This window comes from Actinomadura monticuli (genome assembly GCF_041463655.1).
GTDB lineage: Bacteria > Actinomycetota > Actinomycetes > Streptosporangiales > Streptosporangiaceae > Spirillospora > Spirillospora monticuli.
On sequence record NZ_JAXCEI010000006.1, the window covers coordinates 226640 to 240836 of the forward strand.

Genomic DNA, 14197 nt, shown 5'->3' on the forward strand with positions numbered 1-14197 from the left:
ATGGATCTTGGACGTCTTCACCACGCCAGCATTAAGTGGAGAGGTCCTCCGTTGCGTCCTTGCTCAACCATCCTCGCGACCGCCGCCCTCGCGGCGTCGGTCATGTTCGCCGTCCCCCCGGCCGCGCACGCGGACGTCACCGACCTCAAGGTGACCACCGCCTTCGACCGGCTCGACCCGGACCGGGTGGCCACCGTCACGGTTACCGCCAAGTCCGCGAGCGGTGTCACGGACGTCCGTGCGAACGTACGGCATCCGAACTCCAGGGCCGATGTCTACGCGACACTGGAATTCGAACGCGTGGCCGGGACCGACAAAGACGGCACCTGGCGGGCGACCTTCCACCCGGACGTGGAGACGCGCCCCGGCAACAACTCCGTCGAAGTGCTGGTCGAATCCGCGGACGGCGCCACGGCCAAGGGGTATACGGACTTCCGCGACTGTTATCAGACGACCATCACCGACGTCACGACTGGACCGGACGTCATCGACGCCGACCACCCCGAAGTGGACGTCCACGGCAAGGTCATGGTGCAGAAGTCACGGGACGTGGCGCCCGCGCCCGTGCCGAGCGCCGCCGTCCAGGGTGGAGGCAAGGCCGTGACGACCGCGGCGGACGGATCGTTCGGGCTCGCGTTGAACGGCATGGATCCCCTGTACGTCCGGTTCCCTCGGCAGGGAACCCTTTGCGAAGCGGGCACGTACGGCAGTACTCCCACGATCGCCAAGCAGGCGACGCAGACATCCGCCTGGGTACAGACGCTGATGCCCGTCGCCATCGGCACCGGTATGACCGTGGAGGGGAAGGTGCTCCGCCGCGGGGCCGCGGGACTCGTACCGGCGGGCGACGTCACGGTCGAGGGCTACCTGAACTATGGGAAGCCCGAGCAGAAGCTGCTGGCGAGGGGGTACACGCTCAAGGACGGGACGTTTCAACTGAAGCCCGCGCCTGACAGATCCGGCCCCTTCACCGTGGTCGCCGGAGACACGGCGTTTCTGATGGGCAGCCACGCGTCAGCGGGCACCCTGGACGTCCGCAGGCCCGTGGCGTTCGCCGACATCAACGTCGAACCGGAGCCCGGGGGTTACGGTGACCCGCTCGGCGTCACCGGGCATCTGGTCAGCGACCTGAACGGCCTCGCCCAGGCGCGAGTGATCATGGAGTTCTCTGCGGACGGCAAGACGTGGCGGACGATGGCGACGCAGAACACGTACTCCGACGGGTGGTTCCACCTCACGACCGACGACTCCAAGAAGGACGGCTACTGGCGCGCCCGCTACGCGGGCGACAGCGAGTACATGCCGGTCGTGAGCGGTACCCACTACATCGACATCAAGTACAGGACGCACATCTACCACTACAACGCCTCTCCCGAGCCCGTGAAGAAGGGCGGGACCATCACGGTCAAGGGGCTGTTGTACCGGTTCCGGGACGTGGCGGGCGCCGGGCCCAACGCCAACATCCACATCTACTTCAAGCCCAAGGGCTCGTCGACGTGGACGAAGATGGCGATCACGAAGACGGGGAGCGACGGCTGGTTCAAGAAGACGTTCACGGCGTCCCAGGACGGCACCTGGCTGGCCCGCTACTGGGAGAGCGCCGGCTACCTCGGCTCCAACGCGCCGAGTGACTACGTGGACGTCACGTGACACATCACCCCCCGAAAAGGGAGACCCCTGTGCGCCGGTTGCTCGCTCTGCTCACGGTCGTCGTCATGACGCTCTCCCTCGCCGCCGCCCCGGCCTCCGCCGCGGAGTACCTGCGGGTGCTCGGCGCCCGCGTCCTGACGCCCGGCGCCACGACGAAGATCGAGGTCGCGGCCGAGTCGAACAACGACATCTCGAAGGTGCGCGCCGTCGCGCGGGCGTACCCGGGCGGCCCGGCGGAGACCCTCACGGCGGACGACTTCGAGCTGGTCGAAGGCACCGCGGTGAACGGCGTGTGGCGGACGAAGTCCGCGGTCACCGTCGAGCAGGGCCGCTGGTGGGTCGACGTCGAGCTGACCAACGCCGACCGGACCGTCCTCTACAAGCAGCGTGCCACCGTCGACAACGGACTGGACACGGTGATCACCGACTTCAAGGTCGCCCCGGACGTCGTGGACGCGGACCACCCCGAGGTCACCTACAGCGGACGGCTGATGAGCCGTACCGCGGGCGGCGACCTGGCACCGGTGCAGGGCGCCGCGCTGCGCCTGTCCGGCGGGAACGGGGCCGCCCCGGCGATCACCGGAGCGGACGGCTGGGCACGGGGAACCGTCGACTTCACCTGGTCGGGCGACGCCCAATTCGTCTTCGCCGGCGATTTCCTGTACCGACCCACCACGAGTACGGCGCTTCCGGTCTGGACGCGGAAACTCGTCACCCGGGTCACGGTGGGCGTGCCCGACCGCATGATCGTGGGCGACCAGGTCACCGTCAGCGGGCGGCTCGAGCGGGAGGGCCGGGACAAGGTGTGGGGGCCTGTGGCGGGCAGGCAGGTCACCCTCCAGTTCGATCCGGCGACCGGCGGCGACTGGAAGACGGTCGCGACCGCGACGACTGACGCCGCCGGCAACTACAGCGCGAAGGTGACCGTCACCGAGGACGGTGCGTGGTCGGCTCAGTTCGCCAACGATCCGGTCGGGCGGCCTGAGGACTACCACCTCTACCTTTCGTCCGAAGCGCACACCTTGGTCCGCTCGGTCGCGTACCGGACGGCCATTACCGGGGGGAACGCAGGGCCTGAGCCGGTCGGCAGGGGCGACATGGTCACGGGGTACGGGCGCGTGATGAACAGGCTGGCGGACGGCCGGTGGGTCGGCGCTCCAGGGAACGCCTCCGTGCAGCTCCAGTTCTCCACCGACCGCAAAGTGTGGAGCAACAAAGGTGCCGTGCTGGTCTTCGGCGACGGAACGTTCAACGTCCAGGGGCGCGCGGACCGGGACGGATACTGGCGCTTGGTCGTCCCCCGCGGCGACTACGCCGAGCCGTCGATCAGCGGTACCGACTACATCGATGTCAGGTACCGGACCCGGATCATCGATTTCACCGCGGGCCCGGAGCCGGTGCAGAAGGGGCGCACCGTCACCGTAGTAGGGACGCTCTACCGGGAGACCGACAAGTGGAAGCCCTACGCCTACAAGACGATCAAGTTCTACTTCCGTCCGAAGGGCTCTTCCACGTGGACCTACCTGGGGACGCAGAAGACCGACAGGTTGGGCCGCTTCCGCAAGGGTTTCAAGGCGTCCAAGGACGGCACATGGCGCGCCTACACCAGCGCCACGTCCACCTACGTCAAGACCTACAGGGACGACTACGTGGACGTGCGCTGACGTAGGGTGCCCTGGTGGGCATGGACTTCGATCTCTACGAGCGGGAACTGTGGGCCGGGCGGGCCGCCGCGTACGAGCGGGGGTTCGCCCGGCTCACCCGTTACCTGGTCGGTCCGCTGCTGGACGCGGCCGGGGTGACCGATGGGACGCGGTTCCTCGACGTCGGGACGGGCCCGGGGTTCGTCTCGCGGGAGGCCGTCCGGCGCGGCGCGCAGGTGTCGGCGATGGACGCCGAGGAGAGCATGGCGGAGACGGCCGCCCGGAACGTCCCCGGGCTGGACGTGCGGGTCGCCGTCCTGCCCGAGGTGCCGTTCGGGGACGCGGAGTTCGACGCGGTCGCCGGCAACTTCGTCATCAACCACGTGGGCGATCCCGGTGCGGCGATCGCCGAGCTGCGGCGGGTGCTGCGGCCGGGCGGGCGGCTGGCGCTGAGCTGCTGGGTGATGCCGGGCAGCGGGGCCCTCGCGATCGTCCGGGAGGCGATCGAGCAGGCCGGGGTGGCGTGGCCGGACGACATTCCCGAGTCGCCGTTCCTGCGGTACGGCGAGGCGGCCGCGTTCCGGGGGCTGGTCGCGGAGGCGGGGCTGACCGAGGTCGCGATCGAGGAGGTGACCTGGGAGCACGTCGTCGACCCCGAGGAGTGGTGGGAGACGGGCGCGCTGTCCAGGGTCGGCACGAACGGCGTCATCGTCGGACGGCAGGACGCGGAGACCGTCGCCCTGATCAAGGACGCCTACGACACGATCATCGCCGACTACGGGGTGGACGGCGGCAAGGTGGCGCTGCCCGCGCACGCGCTGCTGGCGAGCGGCGTCCGGTAGAAGGGCGTTATGCGCGCGCGTACGGGGGCGCCGGAACGGTAGCCTCGGGTCTGTGATTGACCTGCGAGCTCTTCGAGAGGATCCGGAGCGGCTGCGCGCGTCGCAGCGCGCCCGCGGTGAGGATGACGCCGTCGTCGACGTGCTGCTCGACCTGGACGGGAGGCGCCGCTCGGCGCTGACGTCGTTCGAGCAGCTCAGGGCGGAGCAGAAGAGTCTCGGCAAGTCCGTCTCCAAGGCGAAGGGCGACGAGCGGGACGCGCTGCTCGCCCGCGCGAAGGAGCTGTCGCAGCAGGTCAAGGAGCTGGAGGCGGAGGCCGACCGGCTCGGCGCGGAACTCGACGCGGCGATCAAGGACGTGCCGAACCTGATCGAGGAGGGCGCCCCGCCCGGCGGCGAGCAGGACTTCGTCGTCCTGGAGCACGTCGGCGAGCCGCCGTCGTTCGACTTCGAGCCGAAGGACCATCTGGAGCTGGGCGAGAGCCTCGGCGCCATCGACATGGAGCGCGGCGCCAAGGTGTCGGGCGCCCGGTTCTACTACCTGACGGGTGTGGGCGCGCGGTTGCAGTACGCGCTGCTGAACCTCGCCATGGAGACGGCCGTCGCCGCCGGGTTCGTCCCGATGTACCCGCCGGTCCTGGTGAAGCCGGAGGCGATGGAGGGCACCGGCTTCCTCGGCGCGCACGCCGCCGAGGTGTACCGGCTCCCCGAGGACGACCTCTACCTGGTCGGGACGTCGGAGGTGCCGCTCGCCGCGTACCACATGAACGAGATCATCGACGAGCTGCCGCGGCGGTACGTGGCGTGGTCGTCGTGCTTCCGCCGCGAGGCCGGGTCCTACGGCAAGGACACGCGCGGCATCATCCGCGTGCACCAGTTCGACAAGGTGGAGATGTTCTCCTACTGCGATCCGGCCGACGCGCACGCCGAGCACCTGCGGCTGCTCGACTGGGAGAAGGAGATGCTCGCGAAGGTCGAGATCCCGTACCGGGTGATTGACGTCGCGGCGGGCGATCTCGGCTCCAGCGCGGCCCGCAAGTACGACTGCGAGGCGTGGGTGCCGACGCAGAACACGTACCGCGAGGTCACGTCGACGTCGAACTGCACCGAGTTCCAGGCGCGGCGGCTGGCGGTGCGGTACCGCGACGCGGACGGCAGGAACCAGCCGGTCGCGACGCTGAACGGCACGCTGGCGACCACGCGCTGGATGGTCGCGATCCTGGAGAACCACCAGCGTGCCGACGGGTCGGTGCGCGTCCCCGAGGCGCTGCAGAAGTTCCTGGGCCAGGACGTCCTGGAGCCCGTCAAGCGCTGACGTTCCGCATGGCCGGGGCCCGTCCGCTGTAGGACGGGCCCCGTTCGCGTCTACTGCAGGAGCCGTGTGCGGAGGGCCGCCTGGGTGGCGGCGTCGATTCCGAGCCCCTGGGTGAGGAACGCGTCGAACGTCCCGTAGTCGCGCTTGATCTGGTCGAACGCGGCGTCCAGGTAAGAGGTGCGGACGGTCAGGAGCGGTTCGATGAGTGCCGGGTCGATGCCGTACTTGGCGAGTTCAGCGAGTTCCTCCTCGTTCTTCTCGGCGAGTTCCTCGTTGGAGCGCATGTAGTCGTCGTACACCTGCGCCTTGTCGACGCCCAGGGCGGTCAGCAGGATCGCGGTCATCACGCCCGTCCGGTCCTTGCCCTCGGTGCAGTGGTAGAGGACGGCGCCCTGTCCGGCCGCGATGCGCCGCAGTGTGTCCGCGAACCGCCGGCGCGTGTCGGGGTCGTGGATGAAGCTGCGATAGGTGACCGCCATGAACTCGCCGGGCTTGTCGTCGGCGAGGATCATCTGGAGGAGCTCCGGCATCAGGTCCAGCAGTGTGGGGGAGAGGGAGGCGATCGGCGCGGCGACCGGGGCGACGCCGCCGGGCAGGCGGTCGGGGCCGGAGAGCGTCACTTCGAGGCCGGAGCGGAAGTCGACGGACGCCGTGAGCCCGAGCCGTCCGAGCTGGGCGACGCCGGTGTCGGTGACCTCGCTGAGGGACGCGGAGCGGTAGACCAGGCCGCCGCGGACGCGGCGTCCGTCGGCGGCCGTGTAGCCGCCGATGTCGCGCACGTTGACGGCGCCGTCGACCTGGACGGACGCGGGAGCGGCGAGGGGCGCGGCGAGCGGCGCCGCGACGGGTGCGGCCGACGCCGGGACGGGGACGGTGAGGGAACCGAGTGCGAGGGCGCCTGCTAAGGCCGCCGACGCGAGGCGGGGGGATCTGGTGAACATGGCTACCTTCCCTGCGACAACGAACGTGAAGAAGTTTCGACCTTGTTCGCCGGTCAGTCCAGGCCCAAGGTCACGGTGTCACCGGCGTCGCTTATGGTTTGTGGCATCTGCCCAGGAAGGTGACATGAGCCAGTTCTCGCCGCGCGTGATCGCCACTGACCTCGACGGGACGATCGTGCGCTCCGACGGCACGATCTCCCCCCGGACCGTCGACGCCCTGGCCCGGGTCGAGCAGGCCGGGTCGATGCTCGTCATGGTCACCGGGCGGCCACCGCGCTGGATGGCCGACATCGCCGCCGCCGTCGCCCACCACGGCGTCGCGATCTGCGCCAACGGCGCCGTCGTGTACGACCTGCACACCGAGACCGTCCTGCAGGCCCGGCAGATCCAGCCGGACGTGATGGCGGAGGCCGTCGCGCGGCTGCGCGCCATCTCCCCCGACCTGCGGTTCGCGGTGGAGCATCCGGCCGGGTTCTACTTCGAGAACACCTTCCACCTCGGCAACTGGGACGCGGAGTCCATCGGCGGACGCAGCGTCGACGGCGAGGAACTCGTCACCAAGCCCGGCACCAAGCTGCTCGCCTTCCACCCGGACGCCGACCCCGACACGCTGTCGGAGAAGGCGACGCAGGCCGTCGGCGACATCGTCACCGTGACGCACTCGTCCGGGCGGGGCCTGCTGGAGATGAGCGCCCTCGGCGTGACCAAGGCCAGCGCGCTCGCCGCCCTCTGCACCGAGCACGGCCTCGTGTCGGACGACGTCGTCGCGTTCGGCGACATGCCCAACGACCTGCCGATGCTCACCTGGGCGGGCACCTCCTACGGCGTCGCGAACGCGCACCCGCTGGTGCTGGCGGCCGTGACGCACAAGACGTCCCGCAACGACGACGACGGAGTGGCCGAAGTCCTGGAACGCCTCTTCCCGTAGGACGGCCGCCCCCGCAGGACGTCCTGCGGGGGCGGCCGTATCAGTTCGCTACAGGTAGGGGCCGGACGAGCGCGGGCCGGGGGCCTGCTCCTCCTCGGTGGGCGGCATCATCCCGGCGGGCAGCGCGCGCCGCATCTGCTCCAGCTGGGCCCGCGCCGCCATCTGCTGCGCGAACAGCGTCGTCTGGATGCCGTGGAACAGGCCCTCCAGCCAGCCGACGAGCTGCGCCTGCGCGATCCGCAGCTCCGACTCGCTCGGCACGACGCCCTCGGTGAACGGCAGCGACAGCCGCTCCAGCTCCTCGACCAGCTCGGGGGCGAGGCCGTCCTCCAGCTCCTTGATGGACGACTTGTGGATCTCCCGGAGCCGGGCCCGGCTCGCCTCGTCCAGGGGGGCCGCCTTGACCTCCTCCAGGAGCTGGCGGATCATCCCGCCGATCCGCATCACCTTCGCCGGCTGCTCGACCATCTCGGTCACCGACTTGCCCTCGGACTCGCTCTCGCCGGAGCTCTCCATGGTGATGCCGTTGGGGCCGACCACGAGTACCTGCGGTTCCTGGCCGGACATGTTCTTCGAAGGCTCGCTCATAGACTCCACATCCTCACACGGTCAGCAGGATCTTGCCGACGTGACCGCTTTCCTCCAGCAGCTCGTGCGCGCGGGCCGCGTCCGCCATGGGGAACCTCCGGTCGATGACCGGCCGGACGTCCCCAGATTCCAGCAGCGGCCACACGTGCTCACGGACCCCGGCCACGATCTCCGCTTTCTCCTCCAACGGACGGGACCGCAGCGTCGTGGCATGGACCAGCGCCCGTTTGCGCAGGAGCTTGCCGATGTCCAGCTCCGCCTTCGCCCCGCCCTGGAGGCCGATCACCATCAGCCGTCCGCCGGTGGCGAGGGCCTCCACGTTCCTCGCCAGGTACTTGGCGCCGATCAGGTCGAGGATCACGTCGTACGGGCCGCTGTCGACGAAGTCCTCCTCGCGGTAGTTCACGGTGGCGTCCGCGCCGAGTTCCCGGCAGCGGGCCGCCTTCTCGGGGCCGCCCACCGTCGTCACCACCCGCGCGCCGCGCGCCTTGGCGAGCTGGATCGCGAACGTGCCGATGCCGCTGCCGCCGCCGTGGACGAGGAGCGTCTCGCCCGCGCGCAGACCGCCCAGCACCACCACGTTCGACCACACCGTGCACGCGACCTCCGGGAGTCCGGCCGCGTCGACGACGTCCACCCCGCGGGGCACCGGGAGCACCTGCGAGGCGGGCACCGCGACCCGTTCGGCATACCCTCCCCCGGCGAGCAGCGCGCACACCTCCTCCCCGACGCCGATCCCGGTCACTCCGGCGCCGAGCCCGGCGACGCGTCCGGACACTTCCAGGCCCGGGTACGGGGGAGCGCCGGGCGGCGGCGGGTAGAAGCCCATCCGCTGCATGACGTCCGCGCGGTTGACCGCGCTCGCCGCCACCTCGATCAGCACCTCACCCGGCCCCGGCTCCGGATCCGGTACCCGCGTCCACTCCAGGACGTCGGCCCCGCCCGGCTCGCGGATCACGATCGCATGCATACCGGTCACGCTACCGGGCGTCCCGCCGCGCGGCTCCAGGCTCCCCGCGTCCCGCCCCAAAGCCGATCTACGCGCGGGATGCGTGGTATTGGCTCATGGGTATCCTGCCTGGGGGCCATTTTGCCCACCTGCACCGTGTTGATCATCAGAGGCGTGCCCGAGGGGGAAGAACGGTGGCGAGGAACGAGCACGACGGGCGCTCCCTGGAGGAGCGGCTGGCCTCTCTGGACGCGATGAGCGGGGACACGGCGGAACCGGCCGCCGAGGGCGAACCGGCGCCCGGACCGGGCCCGGCCGAGCAGGAGAACGCGCCCCCGGCCGCCGCTCCGCAGGAGCCGCAGGCCGCGCCCGAAACGCCATCGCAGCCGCAGCCGCCCGCCGTCCCGGAGAACAACCCCTGGCTCGCCGCGCCGCCCGCCTTCCAGAACCCCCCGGAGAGCACCGGCTACGCCCCCGAGAACTTCGGCCCCCCGCAGCCCCCGCCCTACGACGGCGGCCCCATCCCGCAGCCGTTCGACGGCGGGATGCTCCCGCCGCCCTACGCCCCGCCCTACGACCCCGCGCTGGGCCCGCAGCCGCCGTTCGACGCCAACGGCGCCGCCGCGCCGCCGCTCGACCAGCTTCCGCCGTACCCGTCCGGCCAGTTCCCGCCGCAGGACGCCGCCGGGCAGTACCAGCCGATCGACCCCGCCACCGGGCAGCCCTACCCGCAGGACACCGACGACTCCGGGCAGCCGTACGTGCCGCTCGACCCGAACACCGGCCGTCCGCTGGCCCCCGGTGAGCAGCCGTTCCCGGCGATGAACCCGCCGTACCCGGCGGCCGAGCAGACCAGGAGCCAGCCGTTCCCGCAGGACGCGAACGGCGCCGCGCAGCAGTTCCCGCCGGTCGACCCGAGTACAGGCCAGCCGTATGCGCCGGTCGACCCGAGTACCGGGCAGCCGTACGCGCCCGACCCCGGTGTCCAGCAGTTCCCGCCGTCCGACCCGAACGCGGGCGGGCCGTACCCGGGCCAGCCGTACGCGGCCGACCCCGCCGCCCAGCAGTACCAGCAGCAGTACCAGCAGGTCGACCCGAACACGGGCCAGCCGTACGCGCAGGACCCGAACGCCGTCCCGGGCCAGCCCTACCAGCAGGTCGACCCGAACACGGGGCAGCCCTACCAGGGGTACGGCTACCCGGCCGGGCAGGGGCAGATGATCCCGCCCGGGCACGCCGCCCCGCCGCAGCAGCCGCAGGACACCGACAACCTCAGCTCCGAGAACCTCCTCGGCGAGCGCCGCATCGCGCCCTCCTCGGGATGGCGGCGCGCCGTCTACAAGGCGACCGGCGGCAGCGTCCACCCGGGCGAGTCGCAGGGCGAGCTGCGCCGCAAGGACCTGATCGCGCGTGCCCGCACCTCCGTCGCCGGCGGCCACCACCGGGTCGCGGTCATGTCGCTGAAGGGCGGCGTCGGCAAGACGACCACCACCACCGGCCTCGGCTCGATGCTGGGGTCCTTCCGCGGCGACCGGGTCATCGCGGTGGACGCCAACCCCGACCGCGGGACGCTCTCCGACAAGGTGCGGCTGGAGACGGCCGCGACCGTCCGCGACCTGCTCAACAACCGCGAGCAGATCCACCGGTACGCGGACGTGCGCGCGTTCACCTCGCAGAACGAGGCGCGGCTGGAGATCCTCGCGTCCGACCGCGACCCCGCGGTCAGCGAGGCGTTCTCCGCCGAGGACTACGCGGCCGTCGCTGTCGTCCTGGAGCAGTACTACTCGGTCTGCATCACCGACTGCGGCACCGGGTTGCTGCACTCGGCGATGGCGGGCGTGCTGGCGCTCGCCGACCAGCTCGTCCTGGTCAGCTCCCCGTCGGTGGACGGTGCCCGGTCCGCGAGCGCGACCCTCGACTGGCTGGAGGCGCACGATCACGGGCACCTCGTCCGCAACGGCGTCGTCGTCCTGTCGATGGTCCGCAACCGCACCCGCAGCCAGGTCGACCTCGACAAGCTCCAGGCGCACTTCGAGAGCCGCTGCCGCGCCGTCGTCCGCATCCCCTACGACGACCACCTGGAGGAGGGCGCCGAGGTGGAGCTGGAGCAGCTCGCCCCCGCCACCCGGGAGGCGTACCTGACGCTGGCCGCCGTGGTCGGTGACGGCTTCGCCTTCCAGCGCCCGCAGTCCTGAGCCGGCCGGGGCGCTAACGTGGCGTCCCGTGACGGACGGCGATGGCTTGTACGTGGGGAAGGCCGGCCCGGACGCCGCCGGTGACCGGGGCTGGCTGCTCGGGCACTTCAAGCCGCCCGGCGACCTGCGGCACAGCGGCGAGGTCGAGATCAAGTGGGGCGTCCATCCGAAGGGCGAGCGGCGCGCCCGGTGGACGGACGGCGAGAAGCGCACGGCCCTGCTCGTCCTGATCAGCGGCCGGTTCCGGCTGGAGTTCCCGGGCCGCGACGTGGTGCTCGCCGAGCAGGGCGACTACGTCGTGTGGGGACGCGGCGTCGACCACTCGTGGGAGGCCGAGGAGGAGTCGGTCGTCATGACGGTCCGCTGGCCGTCGATCCCCGGCTACCGCGTCCCCGAGGAACCGTAGGCGGCCGGGGCGCGTCCGAGCGGCCATGATCGGCAGAGTGCGGCCGGCGCCGGCCGCGGCGTTCCTGGCGCTGTGCGCGGGCTGCTCGGGTTCTTCGTCCGGCCAGGTGCTGTGCGCCCCGTGCGCGCCGCCGGTCACCGTCAGCGTGTCGGGACTGCGGGCCCTGGCGGGCGACCGCTGGCGCATCCGTGTCTGCGTCGGGGACCTGCCGTGCACGACCCTGCCCGTCTCCGCGCGGGCGACGCCCTCGTGCGGTCGGGTTCCCTGCACCTGGTCGGGCCCGGACGCCCTGCAGGTCACCCTCGGCGGCGAGGCCCGTCCCTTGGCGGGGGTGCCCGTGCGGGTGACCGCGTCCAGGAAAGGCAAGGCCGGCGGCGTGCAGGGCGCCGCGACGATGACGTTCACCGCGGGACGGAAGCCGTGCGGCTGCGACCGCGCGCACGCCGACGTCAGGGTCGGGTGAACTCCGCATATGCGGTCGATGGCACGCCGCCGTGCCCGCTATCGTGGCGGGGTGGCCGCACGCCGGCCGCCTGGAGAGTTCGCATAGTGGACTAGTGCAGGCGCCTTGAAAGCGCCCAGGGCTGGGGACAGTCCTCGTGGGTTCGAATCCCACACTCTCCGCTCGGAGCCGGGCGGCCCATGACCGCGGAACGTCACAAGGTGGGCGACTCGGGCATAAGTCATCCGTTACCCTCTTCGGCATGTCGCAGACACCGAATGATCCGGCGGGAACGACGCACCAGTTCCAGAACTTCGCCAGCCAGGCGCAGCCGCAGAAGTCCGGGCCGAACGTCGGCATGATCGTCGGCATCCTGGCCGTCGTGGCGGTCGTCGCGGTCCTCGTCGCCGCGCTCCTGATGATGTGATCCGGACTCAGCGGCCGGACGCGGAGAAGTGCTGGTAGTCCCGGGCACCGCTCCACTCGCCGCCCCAGCCCCAGCCGATCGAGGCGAACGCCTTCACGACCCGGTCGCCGGCGTGGATCATTCCGGGGGCGTCCAGCTTGCGGTTCTTGTACTTCGCGCAGTCCTTGTGGGCGGTGCGTCCGTCCGCGTAGACGTACGGGTTCTGGCAGGGGTTGATGTCGATCGCGAGGCCGTACGCGTGCTGGGAGAACGAGCTCGACCCGGTCGCGTTGCGGCAGTTGAACGCGGAGGTGTTGTTGGCCTCGATCGAGTCGAAGTCGCTGCCGCCGTACTTGTCGACCGGCTCCATGCGCTCGATCGGGTAGCGCATGCCGTACAGCTTCCTGAAGACGGAGACGAGGTCGCCGGCCGCCTTGGCGTTGACGACGAGCCGTCCGCCGGTGTGCGGCTTGTCGTCCATGCCCCAGTAGGTCATCTCGATCATGCGGAGCCCGGACGGCGCCACGGGGCAGCCCTTCCGCCACGACGACGTGAGGTCGCCGGCGGTCACCTTGGTGATCTCGGCCTGGAAGCCCTGCTTCGTCGGGGTCGGCGACGGCGGCGGCGCGGTCGTGCCGGTCGCGGTCGGCGGGGTCGCGGACGGTGCCGGTTCGCCCGAGTCGTCGGAACCGCGGCCACAACCGGCCGCGGCGAGCGTCACCGCGAGCGCGGCGGCGAGCAAAGTCCCGCTGGAAATCGGCCCTCTACCTGGCATCTTTGCAGCATACGCAGGTGCGGGGGTGTCCGTGCGGCAGGACTGATCCACTACCGTGCGTTTGAAGGCGCGCCCGCCGGATAGGGGCCGGGACGGACGGGCCGTGGACCCTCGTTCACCCGCCGGGCATGTCGTCCGGCGACGTCCGGTCCAGAGGGAGCCGGGATGGCGGAAGCGCAGGAGAGCGACCTCCCCAGCCTCGAAGATGAGATCTTCTCCGTGGCGCACAGTGTGGAGGTCGAGCAGGGGGCGGCGGCACAGCCGCTGTTGCCGACGGACAAGGCGCAGGTGGTCCTCGAGCGCTGGCGGGCGTTCCTCGGCAGGGACGTGAAGGCGCTGGCGGCGGGTTTCGGCGTGTTCGTGTTCGTCGACGTCGTGATGATGTGGGCGCCGCTGATGATGAGCCGCCGTCCGAGCCTGCTGCCGCAGTTCATCACGCTGCTGCTGCTGGCGTTCGGGCTCGGCGGGCTGCTCATCTGGAAGGTCGGCGGCCGGTGGCGGACGTTCGGCATCGGCATGATGCTCGCCTGGGGGTTCCTGACCCTGGTGTCCGTCGGCTTCCTGACCGGGGTGACCGTCCCGCTGTAGCGGGGCTCCGGGTCAGGGCGGGGTCAGGACGCGGGGCCGAGGCGCTTCAGGACGAGGCCGAACGCGCGCCCGACCGCTTCGAGGTCGGCGGGCTCGATCACGTCGATGAAGAACTCCCGGACGGTCTCGACGTGGTCGCGGGCGGCGCGTTCGAGCGCCGTGAACCCTTCGTCGGTGAGGTGGGCGTAGACGCCGCGCTTGTCGTTGGGGCAGCTGTCCCGCTTGACCAGGCCCTTGCTCTCCAGGCGGGAGCAGGTGTGCGACAGGCGGCTGCGCGACTGGCTGGCGTTCTCGGCGAGTTCGGCCATCCGGAGCCGGCGCTCGGGGGCCTCCGACAGCCGGACGAGGATCTCGTACTCCGACACCGACAGGCCGTGCTTGGTCTTGAGGTCCCGGTCCATGATCTCGGTGAGCCGGACGCTGCCGTCCACGTATGCCCGCCAATCACGCTGCTGGGTGGCATCGAGCCAGCGAGGTTCGCTCATACCGGAAAGTATAGAACATATGTTGAAGATTCAACTAGTGCGCGCTA

The 14197-nt window shown here is 70.9% G+C and carries 15 protein-coding genes and 1 tRNA gene; 11 read left to right on the forward strand and 5 right to left on the reverse strand.

Annotation, left to right across the window (positions count from 1 at the left end; translation table 11 throughout):
- Positions 1-51 precede the first annotated feature (51 nt).
- The 4 genes from SM611_RS15625 to serS are packed head-to-tail and all read left to right on the forward strand — an operon-like array spanning position 52 to position 5447.
- Positions 52-1650: a hypothetical protein gene (locus SM611_RS15625; protein ID WP_371950256.1), complete on the forward strand. Its 1599-nt coding sequence runs from the start codon at positions 52-54 to the stop codon at positions 1648-1650.
- Between the two features lie 29 nt (positions 1651-1679).
- Positions 1680-3314, forward strand: a complete 1635-nt coding sequence (locus tag SM611_RS15630; RefSeq protein ID WP_371950257.1) for a hypothetical protein — start codon at positions 1680-1682, stop codon at positions 3312-3314.
- A 20-nt stretch (positions 3315-3334) separates the two neighbouring features.
- Entirely contained in the window at positions 3335-4135 is an 801-nt protein-coding gene (locus SM611_RS15635) for a class I SAM-dependent methyltransferase (RefSeq protein ID WP_371950258.1), read from the forward strand.
- Positions 4136-4187: 52 nt separating this feature from the next.
- Positions 4188-5447 carry a serine--tRNA ligase gene (gene serS / locus SM611_RS15640; RefSeq protein ID WP_371950259.1) on the forward strand — a complete coding sequence of 420 codons (1260 nt, stop codon included), beginning with the start codon at positions 4188-4190 and terminating at the stop codon, positions 5445-5447.
- A gap of 50 nt (positions 5448-5497) precedes the next feature.
- Here the strand turns inward: serS and SM611_RS15645 are convergent, their stop codons facing one another.
- Complete coding sequence (locus SM611_RS15645; RefSeq protein WP_371950260.1) at positions 5498-6388, reverse strand: tyrosine-protein phosphatase; 891 nt, start codon at positions 6386-6388, stop codon at positions 5498-5500.
- Positions 6389-6512: 124 nt separating this feature from the next.
- On the opposite strand from SM611_RS15645, the gene SM611_RS15650 reads away from it, so the two are divergent.
- Positions 6513-7316, forward strand: a complete 804-nt coding sequence (locus tag SM611_RS15650) for an HAD family hydrolase (RefSeq protein ID WP_371950261.1) — start codon at positions 6513-6515, stop codon at positions 7314-7316.
- Between the two features lie 48 nt (positions 7317-7364).
- On the opposite strand, the gene SM611_RS15655 is transcribed toward SM611_RS15650, so the two are convergent.
- Positions 7365-7904 (reverse strand): bacterial proteasome activator family protein, encoded by a 540-nt coding sequence (locus SM611_RS15655; protein ID WP_371950262.1) that lies wholly within the window; start codon positions 7902-7904, stop codon positions 7365-7367.
- A 13-nt stretch (positions 7905-7917) separates the two neighbouring features.
- Complete coding sequence (locus SM611_RS15660; RefSeq protein ID WP_371950263.1) at positions 7918-8874, reverse strand: NAD(P)H-quinone oxidoreductase; 957 nt, start codon at positions 8872-8874, stop codon at positions 7918-7920.
- A gap of 173 nt (positions 8875-9047) precedes the next feature.
- Here SM611_RS15660 and SM611_RS15665 point away from each other — a divergent pair, with 173 nt between their 5' ends.
- The 5 genes from SM611_RS15665 to SM611_RS15685 all read left to right on the forward strand — a co-directional run bounded on the left by SM611_RS15665 (position 9048) and on the right by SM611_RS15685 (position 12323).
- Positions 9048-11048 (forward strand): MinD/ParA family ATP-binding protein, encoded by a 2001-nt coding sequence (locus tag SM611_RS15665; protein WP_371950264.1) that lies wholly within the window; start codon positions 9048-9050, stop codon positions 11046-11048.
- A gap of 28 nt (positions 11049-11076) precedes the next feature.
- Positions 11077-11454 carry a cupin domain-containing protein gene (locus SM611_RS15670; RefSeq protein WP_371950265.1) on the forward strand — a complete coding sequence of 126 codons (378 nt, stop codon included), beginning with the start codon at positions 11077-11079 and terminating at the stop codon, positions 11452-11454.
- A 37-nt stretch (positions 11455-11491) separates the two neighbouring features.
- A complete protein-coding gene (locus tag SM611_RS15675; protein ID WP_371950266.1) occupies positions 11492-11917 on the forward strand; it encodes a hypothetical protein in 426 nt (141 codons plus the stop codon).
- A gap of 72 nt (positions 11918-11989) precedes the next feature.
- A tRNA-Ser gene (locus SM611_RS15680) sits at positions 11990-12078 on the forward strand.
- 80 nt (positions 12079-12158) lie between these two features.
- The gene (locus tag SM611_RS15685) at positions 12159-12323 is read left to right on the forward strand and encodes a hypothetical protein (protein WP_371950267.1); all 165 of its coding nucleotides are present in this window, start codon (positions 12159-12161) and stop codon (positions 12321-12323) included.
- A 7-nt stretch (positions 12324-12330) separates the two neighbouring features.
- Here SM611_RS15685 and SM611_RS15690 read toward each other — a convergent pair whose 3' ends face one another.
- A complete protein-coding gene (locus tag SM611_RS15690; protein ID WP_371950268.1) occupies positions 12331-13077 on the reverse strand; it encodes a M15 family metallopeptidase in 747 nt (248 codons plus the stop codon).
- A gap of 165 nt (positions 13078-13242) precedes the next feature.
- Here SM611_RS15690 and SM611_RS15695 point away from each other — a divergent pair, with 165 nt between their 5' ends.
- A complete protein-coding gene (locus tag SM611_RS15695) occupies positions 13243-13665 on the forward strand; it encodes a hypothetical protein (protein ID WP_371950269.1) in 423 nt (140 codons plus the stop codon).
- A gap of 23 nt (positions 13666-13688) precedes the next feature.
- On the opposite strand, the gene SM611_RS15700 is transcribed toward SM611_RS15695, so the two are convergent.
- Complete coding sequence (locus SM611_RS15700; RefSeq protein ID WP_371950270.1) at positions 13689-14150, reverse strand: MarR family winged helix-turn-helix transcriptional regulator; 462 nt, start codon at positions 14148-14150, stop codon at positions 13689-13691.
- Positions 14151-14197: the final 47 nt, after the last annotated feature.

Coding starts and splice junctions, on each gene's coding strand:
- SM611_RS15635 (WP_371950258.1), top strand. CDS start 3,335: ATGGACTTCGATCTCTACGAGCGGGAACTGTGGGCCGGGCGGGCCGCC.
- SM611_RS15645 (WP_371950260.1), bottom strand. CDS start 6,388: ATGTTCACCAGATCCCCCCGCCTCGCGTCGGCGGCCTTAGCAGGCGCC.
- SM611_RS15650 (WP_371950261.1), top strand. CDS start 6,513: ATGAGCCAGTTCTCGCCGCGCGTGATCGCCACTGACCTCGACGGGACG.
- SM611_RS15655 (WP_371950262.1), bottom strand. CDS start 7,904: ATGAGCGAGCCTTCGAAGAACATGTCCGGCCAGGAACCGCAGGTACTC.
- SM611_RS15660 (WP_371950263.1), bottom strand. CDS start 8,874: ATGCATGCGATCGTGATCCGCGAGCCGGGCGGGGCCGACGTCCTGGAG.
- SM611_RS15685 (WP_371950267.1), top strand. CDS start 12,159: ATGTCGCAGACACCGAATGATCCGGCGGGAACGACGCACCAGTTCCAG.
- SM611_RS15690 (WP_371950268.1), bottom strand. CDS start 13,077: ATGCCAGGTAGAGGGCCGATTTCCAGCGGGACTTTGCTCGCCGCCGCG.
- SM611_RS15695 (WP_371950269.1), top strand. CDS start 13,243: ATGGCGGAAGCGCAGGAGAGCGACCTCCCCAGCCTCGAAGATGAGATC.
- SM611_RS15700 (WP_371950270.1), bottom strand. CDS start 14,150: ATGAGCGAACCTCGCTGGCTCGATGCCACCCAGCAGCGTGATTGGCGG.